At 68.2% G+C, this 13,092-nt stretch carries 10 protein-coding genes; all 10 read right to left on the bottom strand.

Annotated features, from left to right (window positions below; genetic code table 11):
* Positions 1 to 10: 10 nt before the first annotated feature.
* The 10 genes from OC550_RS09080 to lysA all read right to left on the bottom strand — a co-directional run bounded on the left by OC550_RS09080 (position 11) and on the right by lysA (position 13,088).
* Positions 11 to 1,015 (bottom strand): glycosyltransferase family 4 protein, encoded by a 1,005-nt coding sequence (locus tag OC550_RS09080; protein ID WP_262105325.1) that lies wholly within the window; start codon positions 1,013 to 1,015, stop codon positions 11 to 13.
* A complete protein-coding gene (locus tag OC550_RS09085) occupies positions 1,012 to 2,826 on the bottom strand; it encodes a nucleoside-diphosphate sugar epimerase/dehydratase (protein ID WP_262105327.1) in 1,815 nt (604 codons plus the stop codon). The genes OC550_RS09080 and OC550_RS09085 overlap by 4 nt, the downstream gene beginning before the upstream one ends.
* Entirely contained in the window at positions 2,823 to 3,599 is a 777-nt protein-coding gene (locus OC550_RS09090; protein ID WP_262105329.1) for an L-threonylcarbamoyladenylate synthase, read from the bottom strand. Before OC550_RS09090 ends, OC550_RS09085 begins: the two co-directional genes overlap by 4 nt.
* A 28-nt stretch (positions 3,600 to 3,627) precedes the next feature.
* Entirely contained in the window at positions 3,628 to 4,473 is an 846-nt protein-coding gene (gene prmC, locus OC550_RS09095; protein ID WP_262105331.1) for a peptide chain release factor N(5)-glutamine methyltransferase, read from the bottom strand.
* 5 nt (positions 4,474 to 4,478) lie between these two features.
* Positions 4,479 to 5,558, bottom strand: coding sequence for a peptide chain release factor 1 (gene prfA / locus OC550_RS09100; protein ID WP_262105332.1), 1,080 nt, complete (start codon positions 5,556 to 5,558; stop codon positions 4,479 to 4,481).
* A 208-nt stretch (positions 5,559 to 5,766) separates the two neighbouring features.
* Positions 5,767 to 7,863, bottom strand: coding sequence for a transcription termination factor Rho (gene rho / locus OC550_RS09105; RefSeq protein WP_262105334.1), 2,097 nt, complete (start codon positions 7,861 to 7,863; stop codon positions 5,767 to 5,769).
* A 320-nt stretch (positions 7,864 to 8,183) separates the two neighbouring features.
* Positions 8,184 to 9,146, bottom strand: coding sequence for a homoserine kinase (gene thrB / locus OC550_RS09110; protein ID WP_262105336.1), 963 nt, complete (start codon positions 9,144 to 9,146; stop codon positions 8,184 to 8,186).
* 7 nt (positions 9,147 to 9,153) lie between these two features.
* Positions 9,154 to 10,254 carry a threonine synthase gene (gene thrC / locus OC550_RS09115; RefSeq protein WP_262105338.1) on the bottom strand — a complete coding sequence of 367 codons (1,101 nt, stop codon included), beginning with the start codon at positions 10,252 to 10,254 and terminating at the stop codon, positions 9,154 to 9,156.
* Complete coding sequence (locus tag OC550_RS09120) at positions 10,255 to 11,574, bottom strand: homoserine dehydrogenase (protein ID WP_262105340.1); 1,320 nt, start codon at positions 11,572 to 11,574, stop codon at positions 10,255 to 10,257.
* Between the two features lie 74 nt (positions 11,575 to 11,648).
* Entirely contained in the window at positions 11,649 to 13,088 is a 1,440-nt protein-coding gene (gene lysA / locus OC550_RS09125) for a diaminopimelate decarboxylase (protein WP_262105342.1), read from the bottom strand.
* Between the last annotated feature and the right edge of the window lie 4 nt (positions 13,089 to 13,092).

Consider the following 13,092-nt stretch of genomic DNA (forward strand, 5'->3'; position numbering starts at 1 on the left):
GCTGTCCCGTTCACCGACCAGTTGCGTAACCTTGCCGTCGACGCCCCAGGATCCGGGGCGCCCTCAGATACAAAACGAGCACTGCGGCCCCTGCCGCCAGCGCGGCCACCTTGACCGGCAGCGCGCCCGCTCCCGCGACGATGCCGCAGATTCCGGTGAGCAGCGAGCACACGGTGACCAGCATGGCGGACTGCAGGTGGCTCAACCCAACGTCGGTCAGCCGCTGGTAAACATGCTGGCGGTGAGGGGCGTACCACTGCTCCCCCGCGCTGATGCGCCGCAGCAGGGTCGTCGCGGTATCGGCCAGGTAGACGGCGACCGGTCCCAGCAGCATTTCGGGTCCCACGCCGGACAGGAAGGCCGCCACCCCCGTGACCGCCAGGGATCCGCCCAGCAGGTAACTTCCGACGTCGCCAAGGAAGTTGCGTCCGCTCAGGTTCCACGGCAGGAACGCTGCGAAGGCCATGGCAATGACCAGGCCTGCCGAAACGAGCCAAGGCATCCCGTGTATCGCGCCGACGGCGGCGAACATGCCGCCGACGGCCAGCCCATGCAGGCCCGAGATCCCGTTGACGCCGTCCATGAAGTTGGCCACGTTGATGTAGCCGGCGACCGCGACGGCGCCGAGCGGGACCCACCACCAGGACGCCTCCGTCAGCTGGACCAGCGCGGCCGTCGCCACCGCCCCGATGGCCAGCTGCAGCAGGAACCTGGCCTTAATGCCCAGCCCCCGGAAGTCCTCCGCCCAGCCTAGGAGCGCGGCGGCCAGCGCGGCACCGCCTACAGCGGCCAGCAGCGGTCCTTCGCCTGCGCCTGCCCCGACGATGGCGACGAGCAGGCCGCCGGCCACGCCTGCGGCGACGGTGATGCCCATGCCCCGGACCACGGCCTCGGTGTGCGAGGACCGTTCGTTGGGGATGTCGAGGACGCCGTGCCTGAGCAGCACCGGCTTAAGCAGGACGGGCAGCCCGAGGCTGAGGCCGAAGGCCACGACGGCGGCCACCAGCTGGGTCATTTCGCCGTCTCCGCCACGTGGCCCGCAATCGGCTGATGCTGGCGGCTTTTCCACTCCTCAAGCGACATTCGGGTCGGGTCGAGGGCGTCGATGCAGGCATGGGAGATCTTGGGGTGCAGCGGCCTGGAGTCGCCCTCGCCCTCGCCGATCAGATCCTCGTGCAGCTTTTCGCCCGGGCGCAGTCCCGTGAACACGATGTCGACCTGCTTGCCGGACATGGCGATCATGCGCTGCGCGACATCGAGGATGCGCACGGGCTCGCCCATGTCGAGGATGAGCACCTCGCCGCCGCGGCCGATGGCCCCGGCCTGGATCACGAGCTGGCAGGCTTCCGGAATCGTCATGAAGAACCGGGTGGCTTCCGCATCCGTGACCGTCACCGGGCCCCCGTTGCGGATCTGCTCGTTGAACAGCGGCAGGACCGAGCCGCGGCTGCCGAGCACGTTGCCGAACCGCACAGACACGTACTTCAGCCCTGATTCGCGGGCCACCCACGCGGTGATCTTCTCGGCCACACGCTTGGAATGGCCCAGGACCGTCGTCGGGTTGGCGGCCTTGTCGGTGGAGATGTTCACGAACGTCTGGACGTTGGCCGCACGGGCCGCCTTGAGCACGTTGAGCGTGCCCAGCACATTGGTCTTCCACGCCTCTTCCGGATACTGCTCCAGCAGGGAGACGTGTTTGAGCGCCGCGGCGTGGAAGACCACCTCGGGCTTGCGGTCGACGAAGATCGAGGTCAGTGCCTCTGCGTCGCGGATGTCCGCCAGCACGGTGTCTTTCCCGTCCAGCAGGCCCTGCCCGGTGAGGGAAATCTGGGTGGTCTGCAGGCCGGTTTCGTCCCGGTCCAGCATGATCAGCTCGGCCGGCTCGAAATCATTGATCTGGCGGCACAGCTCGGATCCGATCGAGCCGCCGGCGCCGGTGACGAGGACGCGCTTGCCCTTGACGTATCCGGCGATCTCGTCGACGTGGATGTCGACCGGGTGGCGGCCGATCAGGTCTTCGATGGCAACTTCGCGGAAGGAGAACTCCGACCCGCCGGTCAGCATGTCCTTCAGCGGCGGCACGACCAGGACCTTGATGTTCAGGCCGGCGACGACGTCGGAAATGTGCCGGACCTGCTTGGCATCGACATTGGCAATCGCGATCAGCAGCACCGTCGCGTTGGTCCTGGCCACAATGTCCGGAAGGTCCGCCATCCGCCCGAGGACCGGGACGCTGGCGATGCGCAGATGCTTCTTGGCCGGATTGTCGTCGATCAGACCCACCGGCAGCCAGGGCGAGGCCGGATCGTTGCTCATGCGGGTGACGATGGATTTTCCGACGAAGCCGGCCCCGTAGACCAGGGTCCGCGCCGCCTGCTCCCCCGGCTTGGCTTTGCTCTCGACGTACATCCGCTTGAGGTAGCGGATGGCGGCCATGAACAGGCAGGCGAACGGGAAGGCGATGAGGCCGATGCCGCGGGCGATGCTCATCGAGATGCCGAAGAACAGCAGCGCCACCGTCATGATCGCCGAGACGGAAACCGTCACGATCACCAGCAGCTTTGCCTCGTGGAAGCTGCCGAAGCTGTAGCGGCCGCGGTACAGCGCGAAGGCCGATCCCACCGCGAACTGCGATGCGATCGCGATGCCGCAAAGCACCAGGATGCCGGGCAGGCGCAGCTCGCTCAGCTGCATTTCATAGCGCAGGTAGACCGCCAGGACGATGGCTACGATCCAGGAGAACGAGTCCAGCAGGAACTGCGACCAGAGCCAGAGCGCCTTGTCGCTGCTGGCGGTCCTGCCGGGGGCCGGGGCGGGCTGGTTCATGCCCCGACGGTCCCTTCCCGGGACTGCGGCGCGGATTCGTCGTCGTCCGTTGCCTCGCTCCGCGGCTGAACAGACTCCGGCGCGTCCACGGATGCTTCTTCGGGCGCCTGCTGCGGCAATTCCTCGCCAAGGCCGAGGATGCCGGGGACCGCTTCGCGCAGCCGCTCGAGGCTGAGCGCGCCTTCGCGCACCACCCGCAGCGGGGTGGACGTGCAGTCAACGATCGTCGACGGGACCGACCCGGCGTCGCGCTCCCCTGCCTCGAGGTAGACCTCGACGGACTCGCCGAGCTGGGCGAACGCCTCCGCGGCGGTCTGTGCGGCCGGGCGGCCGGTCCGGTTGGCCGAGGAAACGGCCAGCGGCCCGGTCAGCGCGAGCAGGTCCAGTGCAATCCGGTCATCCGGCATGCGCAGGGCCACGGTGCCCTTCGTCTCTCCCAGGTCCCACGTCAGCGAAGGCTGGGCATGGAAGATGAGCGTCAGTCCGCCGGGCCAGAACGTGTCGGCCAGCAGCCGGGCGTCGGCACTGACGTCAACCGCGAGTCCGTCCATGGTCTGGGGCCGCGGGATCAGGACCGGGGGCGGCATCTTCCTGCTCCGCCCTTTCGCCGCCAGCAACGTGGCGACGGCCTGCGGCGAGAAGGCGTCCGCGGCAATCCCGTAGACCGTGTCGGTCGGGATCACCACGCACTGCTTGCTGCTGAGGGCCGTCTGTGCGGCGGCCAGCCCTTCGCTGCGCTCGACTTCGTCCTGGCAATTGAATGTGGGGGTCACAGGTTTCATTCTTTCATTCTTGGCGCCGCTAACGCTTGACAGCGGCGGTCGCACGCTCTCGTCCGGTGAGATCGGAGACCGTGCCAACATCGTTCCAGCAGCCGGCGTCTACGAGCAATTTCGACACGGCCCGCGCCTGCACCTCTGCGTGTTCCATGATGAAGTAGCCGCCGCTTTTCAGCAGGCGCGCGGCGCTGGCGGCGGTGGCCCGGGGCAGCTCCATGCCGTCCGCTCCCCCGCCGTAAAGGGCCAGCTCGGGGTCGTGTTCGGCTACTTCCGGGTCGACGGGCACGGCGTCCGGGGGTATGTACGGAGGGTTGGAAACAACGACGTCGAACGTTCCGTCATGTTCTTCCAGCGCGGTCCGCAGGTCCCCCCGAACCAGTGCGACCCCGAGCGGTTCCAGGTTCCGGGCAGCCCACGCGTGGGCAAGCTCGCTGAGTTCGACGGCGTATACCTCGGCGCCGGGGACCTCGCTGGCGATGGAACCGGCGATGGCTCCGGAACCCGTGCCCAGGTCGACGACCTTCGCGCCCGGCGTCCGGCGGGCGGCGTCGATGGCGTGCTGGGCGACCGTTTCCGTCTCCGGCCGCGGGATGAAGACGCCCGGCCCGACGTCGAGCTCCAGGTGGCGGAAGTACGCCTTACCCGTGATGTGCTGCAGCGGAACGCGGCCGGCACGCTCGGCCACGAGTTCGGCCAGGCCCTCCGGGCTGGCGGCGCCGGTCAGGGCCAATGCCCTGACCCGACCGGCGGATTCGCCCAGCAGGTGCGCGGCCAGCAGCTCGGCATCAACCCGCGGGCTCGGAACGCCTGCCTCCGCGAGGAGCCGGGCCGCCTCGGCCAGCGCCTCGGCGAGAGTTACCGCAGCCACGTCGCTTAGTGGTCCTCGCCCAGAGCGTCGAGCCGCGCCTGTTCGTCCATCTCGATGGCCGACTGGATGACTGGCTCGAGCTCCCCGTTCATCACGGCATCGAGGTTGTAGGCCTTATAGCCGGTACGGTGGTCGGCCACCCGGTTCTCCGGGAAGTTGTAGGTCCGGATCCGCTCCGAACGGTCCATGGTGCGGATCTGCGACTTGCGGGTCTCCGAATTGGCGGCGTCGATCTGCTCCTGCTGGTGCGCCAGCAAGCGGGCGCGCAGCACACGCATGGCCGCTTCGCGGTTCTGCAGCTGCGATTTCTCGTTCTGCATGGCAACCACGATGCCGGTGGGCAGGTGTGTGATCCGGACCGCCGAGTCCGTGGTGTTGACCGACTGGCCGCCCGGCCCGGAGGAACGGTACACATCGATCTTCAGGTCGTTCTGGCTGATGTCGATCTCTTCCGGCTCGTCCACCTCAGGCAGCACCAGCACGCCGGCGGCCGACGTGTGGATACGGCCCTGGGATTCGGTGACGGGCACGCGCTGGACGCGGTGCACGCCGCCCTCGAACTTCAACCGTGCCCACACGCCCTCGGCAGGGTCGTTCGACGAGCCCTTGATGGCCATCGAGACGTCCTTGTAGCCGCCCAGGTCGGACTCGGTAGCGGAGATAATCTCCGTCTTCCAGCCGCGGCCTTCGGCGTAACGGGTGTACATGCGCAGGAGGTCTCCGGCAAACAGCGCCGCCTCGTCGCCGCCTTCGCCGCCCTTGACCTCGATGATGACGTTGCGGGCGTCGTCCGGGTCCCGGGGAATGAGCAGCCGGCGCAGCCGCTCCTGCGCGGTTTCGAGCTCGGCTTCCAGCCCGGGGACTTCCGCGGCGAACTCCGGATCCTCGGTCGCCATTTCCCGGGCCGCGCCCAGGTCTTCGGAGAGCTGCTTCCACCGCTTGTGGGCTTCGACGATCCCGTTCAGCTGGGCGGAGCGGCGCCCCAGCTTGCGTGCCAGCGCCTGGTCGGCGTACACGGCGGGGTCGCTCAGCTGCTGCTGCAGCTGAGCGTGCTCATCCAACAAGCCCTGGACGGACTCAAACATCTCTAACCTCTTCCGACTCTTGTCTCAGTCTAAGTAACGACGGCGGTCTCCGGACACCCGGGACGCCCATGTGCGGTTTAACAGCAACAGCCGCCCAAAACATGCCAGCCTTCTCGGCTTCGGCCAGGCCGGTCCGCGGGAGCGGAGCCGAAAGGGCCGCGGCCTTCGCCATCAGGGAGGGCCGGCATGTTTTGGGCGGCTAGGGCAGCTACCTGTCGTCGTCGGACTTGGAACCCAGCGTGGTCTTCTGGACCTGCATCAGGAACTCGACGTTGGACTGCGTCTCGCGGATCTTGCCGGTGAGCAGCTCAAGCGACGACTGCGTGTCGAGGCCCGAAAGGACCCGGCGCAGCTTCCACATGATCTTGACTTCCTCAGGCGAGAGCAGGTTCTCCTCGCGGCGGGTACCGGACGCATTGACGTCCACGGCCGGGAAGATCCGCTTGTCGGCCAGGCTGCGGGAGAGCCGCAGTTCCATGTTGCCGGTGCCCTTGAATTCCTCGAAGATCACTTCGTCCATCTTGGAACCGGTTTCCACCAGCGCCGTGGCGAGGATGGTCAGCGAGCCGCCGTTCTCGATGTTGCGCGCAGCACCGAAGAAGCGCTTCGGCGGGTACAGCGCGGACGAGTCCACACCGCCGGAGAGGATGCGGCCGGAGGCCGGCGCGCTCAGGTTGTAGGCGCGGCCCAGGCGGGTCATCGAGTCCAGCAGGACGACGACGTCCATGCCCATTTCCACCAGGCGCTTGGCCCGCTCGATCGCGAGTTCGGCGACCGTGGTGTGGTCATCGGCAGGGCGGTCGAAGGTGGAGGCGATGACCTCGCCCTTGACCGTGCGCTGCATGTCCGTGACTTCTTCCGGACGCTCATCGACCAGGACCATCATGAGGTGGACCTCGGGGTTGTTGATGGTGATGGCGTTCGCGATGGACTGCAGGATCAGCGTCTTGCCGGCCTTGGGCGGCGAGACGATGAGGCCTCGCTGGCCCTTGCCGATCGGCGCGACGAGGTCAATGACGCGCGGCCCGATCTTCTTGGGTTCGGTTTCCAGGCGCAGGCGCTCGGAGGGGTACAGCGGAACCAGCTTGGTGAAGTCGACGCGGTCCTTGTTGTCCTCGGCGGGCTTGCCGTTGACCGAGGTCAGCCGGACCAGGGCGTTGAACTTCTGCCGGCTGTTCTGGTTCGGGTTCTCGCCGTCCCGCGGTGCACGGATGGCACCGACGACGGCGTCGCCCTTGCGCAGATTGTACTTCTTCACCTGTGCCAGCGAGACGTAGACATCGTTCGGCCCGGGCAGGTAGCCGGAGGTGCGGACGAAGGCGTAGTTCTCCAGCACGTCGAGGATGCCGGCGACCGGCAGCAGGACATCGTCGTCGCTGATCTCGGTGTCATCCACATCCGGGCTGCGGTCACGGCCGCGGCGGCGGTCGTTCCGGTCGCGGAAGCGGGTGTTGCCGGAATCCCCGTCGCGGTCCCGGCGGTTGCGGCTGCGGCGGTTGCGGTTGCGTCCGCCGTCCTCGGAGTCATCGCGCGTCTCCGTGTCGCGGCCGTCGCCGTCACGCCCGCGGCCGCGGCCGCGGTCGCGGTCGCGCCGCTCGCGGCGGTCGCCCTGTCCATCCTGGTTGCCTTGGCTTCCCTGGCCCTCTTGGGTGCCCTGGCCGTCCTTGGGTGCTTCGGCACCGGCGGTTTCGCCCTGCTCGCGGCGCTCGGCGCCGCCTTCGACCTGCTCCGTCTGCTGCGCGGCGCGGCGGTTACGGGTGCGTCCCTGGCCACGGCCGCCCTCGCGGCCGGTTTCAGCCTCGGGCCGCTGCGTCTCGGGCTGGGCCGGGGCGGCTTCGGCGGCGGGCGCCTCGGCTGCCGGGGCAGCGGCTTCGGCGGCGGGCGCCTGTGCTGCTGCGGGCGCTTCGGTGACGGTGCCGTCGCTCGTGGCCCGGCGGCTGCGGGTCCGGGACCGGGTCACGCGTTCTGCGGCCTTGTTCAGGTCCCCGCCGGTCTTCGGAGCAGTCTTCGTCTGGCCGTTGGACCCGGCGGTCTCGGCCGTCGCCTCGGGCGCCGTCGGCGCTTCCGTCACGGTGGCACGCGCCGCGGCCTTGGCGGGCCGGTCTGCGACGGACGAACCACGCTGGTGGTCGGAGATCGCCGCTACCAAGTCACTCTTGCGCATCCGCGAACCACCCGTAATGCCCAGCTGGGTGGCCAGAGCCTGCAGCTGTGCAAGCTTCAGTCCGGCAAGTCCTGCACTCTTAGGCGCAGGTGAGTCTGATGTTGTCGCCACACCTGCAGTCAGGTCAGTGGTTTCTGTCACGAAGGATCCTTCCCCCTCGTCGGGCGGCCGCATCGGAAGCGGACCGCGTTGTTTGCATCCCGGCTGATGCATAAGAAACATAGCCGGGTCGGGTTTGCCGAAGTGCGGCACCTGGCAAAGCCGAGTGATTGTGGAAAAACCTCGGACGGCCGTTCAATCGGTCTTAGGGATGCGCCGTCCGCGTTTGCTGCGCGTGGCACGGCACTTAGTAATTCCTCGACGGATCCTCAGGAGGCTGCACCGGATCATGGCCCCGCTGCCGGTACTTCGTGGCCGGTGCCAAATTGCCAGCGGCCGCTCTCGACAGGTTGCCAAGCCGGTTAATTCCGGCGGTGCATCTCCACTTTAGCACCATCTGTGTCGACTTCCAGTTCCAGAACACGCCAGCCGTCGGCAATTGGCGATCCAGCGACAATGGCGTGGATCTGTTCCAGGATGCGGTCCGCCTGCTGCCGTCCGCGGGCCAGCGTCATGACCGTCGGACCGGCCCCGGAAACCACGGACGCGAAACCCGCGGCACGCAGCGACGCCATGAGATCGGCGCTGGGGGCCATGGCCGGTGCCCGGTGGCTCTGGTGCAGCGCATCCACCGTGGCCGGCAGCAGCAGCGACGGGTCGCGGGTGAGCGCCTGCACCAGCAGGGCGGCCCGGCCCGCGTTGGCGGCGGCGACATGGTGCGGGACGGAAACCGGCAGCAGGTTGCGCGCGGTCTCCGTGGACAGCTCGTACGACGGGATGGCCACGATCGGGATGACGTCCGGATGGACATCGACGGCGGTACTGAAGAATGACCCTGCAGTCTCCCAGGAGATGGCAAGCCGGCCGGCCAGCGCCGGGGCGACGTTGTCCGGATGCCCTTCCTGCGCCGAACACAGCTGGAGGACCTCCTGCCCGGATAACCTGTCATCGGCGGGCAGCAGCGCGTTCGCCAAGAGCACAGCGCTGACAATCGCCGCGGCCGACGAGCCCAGGCCACGTCCGTGCGGAATGACGTTCGTGGCTTCCAGCCGCAAGCCGTTGCTTTCAAAGCCAACCCGGCCGAGCGTGTCCCTGATCGTGGCGATGATCAGATGGCTTTCGTCCCGGGGCAGTTCCGCGGATCCCTCGCCCGTGACCTCGGCGCTGAACACGCCGTCGTCGGTGGAAACCACCGAGACCTGGTCGTACAGCGTCACCGCCAGTCCGAGGCTATCGAAGCCGGGGCCAAGGTTGGCGCTCGTCGCCGGGACCCGCACGCTCACGCGCTGGCCCGCGGCGATCGCGGTGCGTTCGAAGGTCCTCACGGGGGCGCTACTCGAGGCCAAGGGCTGCAGCCACGCTGACGACGTCGAAATCAACCTTCACGGGAGTCACCTCGCCGCCATCTTCGGTCCGCAGGGCCCACTGCGGGTCCTTCAGGCCGTGTCCGGTGACCGTGATGACGATGGTCTTGCCGGAGGGCACTTCGCCGGCCTCGTGCTTCTTGATCAGTCCGGCGACGCCGGCTGCGGACCCCGGCTCCACGAAGACCCCTTCGCGGGAGGACAGCCACCGGTGGGCCGCCAGGATCTGCTCGTCCGACACGGACTCGATCAGGCCGCCCGATTCGTCACGGGCGGCAACCGCGGTCTGCCAGGAGGCGGGGTTGCCGATCCGGATGGCGGTGGCGATGGTCTCGGGCTCGGTGACCGGATGTCCCAGGACCAGCGGGGCGGCCCCTTCTGCCTGAAAGCCCCACAGCTGCGGGGTCTTGGTGGCTACGGCGGGCAGCGTGCCGGCCGTCTTGGACTCGTACTCGGCCGCGTATTCCTGGTAGCCCTTCCAGTACGCGGTGATGTTGCCCGCGTTGCCGACGGGCATCACGTGGATGTCGGGGGCGTCGCCGAGGTAGTCGACGGTCTCGAAGGCCGCCGTCTTCTGCCCCTGGATGCGTGCCGGGTTCACCGAATTGACCAGGAAGACCGGGTACGCCTCGGAGAGCTTGCGCGCCACGTCGAGGCAGTTGTCGAAGTTGCCGTTGATCTGGATGATCTCCGCGCCGTGGGCGATCGCCTGGCTCATCTTGCCCATCGCGATCTTGCCGGCGGGCACCAGGACCGCACACTTCAGCCCGGCCTGGGTGGCATACGCGGCGGCCGAGGCGGAGGTGTTCCCGGTCGAGGCACAGACGACGGCCTTCGCTCCCGCTTCCACCGCGGCCGTGATGGCCATGGTCATGCCGCGGTCCTTGAACGATCCGGTCGGGTTCATGCCCTCGACCTTCAGGTACACGGTCGAACCGGTCAGCTCGGAGAGCGCCTTGGCATGGACCAGCGGCGTGCCGCCTTCGCCCAAGGTCACGATCTCGGTCTCGTCCGTGACCGGCAGACGATCGGCGTACTCGCGGATGACGCCGCGCCATTGGTGAGCCACTTAGACTCCTTCTACTCGCAGGACAGAAGTTACTGAATTGACAACGTCGAGGTCTTTGATTGCTTCCACCGTGGCGGCCAGCGACGCCTCGGTGCCGCGGTGCGTGATGATGCGCAGCTCGGCGGTGGCGCTGCCGTCCGCGATGCTGAGCAGATCCTCGGTGTGCATGGTCTGGCGCATGACCTCGATTGATACGCCGTGGTCGGCGAAAACGTGCGCGATCCTGGCGAGCACGCCGGGCTGGTCCGCCACGTCGAGGCCGATGTAGTAGCTGGTGAGGATGCTGTCCTCGCCCAGCACCTGCAGCTGCTCCCCGGTGGTCTCGGTGCGGCCGCGCCCGCCGCTGACGATCCGCCGCGCTGCGGCGACCACGTCGCCCACCACGGCCGAGGCAGTGGGCCGGCCGCCGGCTCCCTGGCCGTAGAACATCAGTTGGCCGGCGTTCTCCGCCTCGACGAAGACCGCGTTGAAGGCGCCGTGGACGGCGGCGAGCGGGTGGGTGCGCGGCAGGAGCGTCGGATGCACGCGCACCGAGACGCCTGCACTGCCATCCTTGGCGGTCTGCTTCTCGGCGATCGCCAGCAGCTTGATGACGAAACCGGTGTCGCGGGCGGCCTCGATGTCCCCGGCCGTGATGGAGGTAATGCCCTGGCAGCGCACGGCGTCGAGCGGGAACACCGTGTGGAAGGCCAGCGAGGCCAGCAACGTTCCCTTCGCCGCCGCGTCCAGGCCTTCGATGTCCGCCGTCGGATCCGCTTCCGCGTAGCCGAGCTTCTGCGCTGCCTTCAGCGCATCGGCGAAGTCGGCGCCGGTGGTATCCATCTGGTCCAGGATGTAGTTCGTCGTGCCGTTGACGATGCCGAGCACGCGCGTGATCCGGTCGCCCGCAAGGCTCTCGCTGATCGGCCGCAGGATCGGGATGGCGCCCGCGACGGCGGCCTCGAAGTACAGCTCGACGTCGGCCGCGGCGGCCTTCTCGTACAGCGCCGGGCCGTCGGCCGCCAGCAGCGCCTTGTTGCCGGTGACCACGGAGGCGCCGTGCTCCACGGCGCGCAGGATCAGCGACCGTGCCGGTTCCATGCCGCCCATGAGTTCGATGACGACGTCGGCATCCTTCACGAGGGCCTCGGCGTCGTCGGTGAACAGCTCGCGCGGCAGCTCGACGTCGCGCGGCGCGTCGAGGTTGCGCACGGCGATGCCGGCCAGTTCCAGGCGGGCCCCTGAACGGCGGGCCAGGTCTTCGCCGTCGTCAAGGAGTATCCGCGCCACCTGGGATCCGACATTTCCGCACCCCAACAGTGCCACTTTCAGCGTGTTCATTGCTGCTCTAACTCCCGTGTTGGTAAAAACTGCCATGCGTCGTTCGCTGGCCTGGCGGCTGCGTGGCCTAAGGCTCAGCCCAGATCGCGTGCCAGCAGGTCTTCTTCGGTTTCGCCGCGCACAATCAGGCGGGCCTCGCCGTCCGCCACGGCCACCACGCCCGGGCGGGCAACATAGTTGTAGTTGCTGGCCAGCGCCCAGCAGTACGCCCCGGTGCCCGGCACGGCCAGCAAGTCGCCGGCGACGATGTCGGCAGGCAGGTACGCGTCCCTGACTACAATGTCACCGCTCTCGCAGTGTTTGCCAACCACGCGGGAAATAATTGCCGGCTGCTGCGTCACACGCGAGGCCAGGACCACGGAGTAGTCCGCGTCGTAGAGCACGGGACGGGCATTATCGCTCATGCCCCCGTCGACCGAGACATAGCGCCTCGGGTACGTTCCGCCGTCGGGCGTGTCCACGTTGACCGTCTTGAGTGTCCCCGTTTCGTACAGGGTGAAGGTGCTGGGTCCGACGATGGCGCGTCCGGGTTCGATCGAGATCCGCGGCACCTCGATCCCCAGGCGGGTGCAGGTGGAACGGACGACGGCGGCCATCGCCTTGGCCAGTTCGGCCGGCGGGCGCGGCGTGTCGGCATCCGTGTAAGCGATGCCGTAGCCGCCGCCGAGGTCCAGCTCGGCCAGCTCCGCGCCGTAGTCCGCGCGCATCCTGGCGACGAACTCGAGCAGTCGCTCGGCGGCCAGGGCGAACCCTTCCGGCTCGAAGATCTGGGATCCGATGTGGCAGTGCAGTCCCAGCAGGTTGATCGAACCGTAGCCGAGGGCCGCGCGGACCGCCTGCTCCGCGGGCGAGTCCGTCATGGCCTCGGAGATCCCGGCCATGGACAGGCCGAACTTCTGGTCCTCATGGGCGGTGGCGATGAACTCATGCGTGTGCGCGTGCACGCCCGGGGTCAGCCGGAGCATCACGTTGGCGCGCTCGTTGCGCTCTGCCGCGATGGCCCCCAGCCGGTGCAGTTCGTCGAGGCTGTCCACGACGATCCGGCCCAGGCCCATGTCCAGCGCCCGGCGGAGTTCGGCGTCGGACTTGTTGTTGCCGTGCAGGCCCAGTTTGCTGCCAGGAACGCCGGCCCGGGCGGCGACGGCGAGCTCGCCGCCGCTGCAGGTATCCAGGCGCAGGCCCTCCTGCTCGACCCAGCGTGCCACCTCGGTGCAGAGGAAGGACTTGCCGGCGTAGTAGACGTCCACTCCCCCGCAGAGCTCCGCGAAGGCTTCATCGAAGGACTGCTTGAAGTCGCGGGCGCGGGCACGGAAGTCCGCCTCGGACATGATGAACAGCGGCGAGCCAAAGCGGGCCTTCAGCTCGCTGACCGGGATGCCGCCGATCTCCAGTTCGCCGCCGGCCCCGCGGGCCACATCGCGGGCCCACATCTTCGGCAGCAGTTCGTTGGCATCCTCAGGGTACTCAAGCCATGCCGGGGCCAGCGGCGAGGCGGCAGAGGTTTGCGCGGTCATCGGG

The organism is Arthrobacter sp. Marseille-P9274 (assembly GCF_946892675.1).
Taxonomy (GTDB): domain Bacteria; phylum Actinomycetota; class Actinomycetes; order Actinomycetales; family Micrococcaceae; genus Crystallibacter.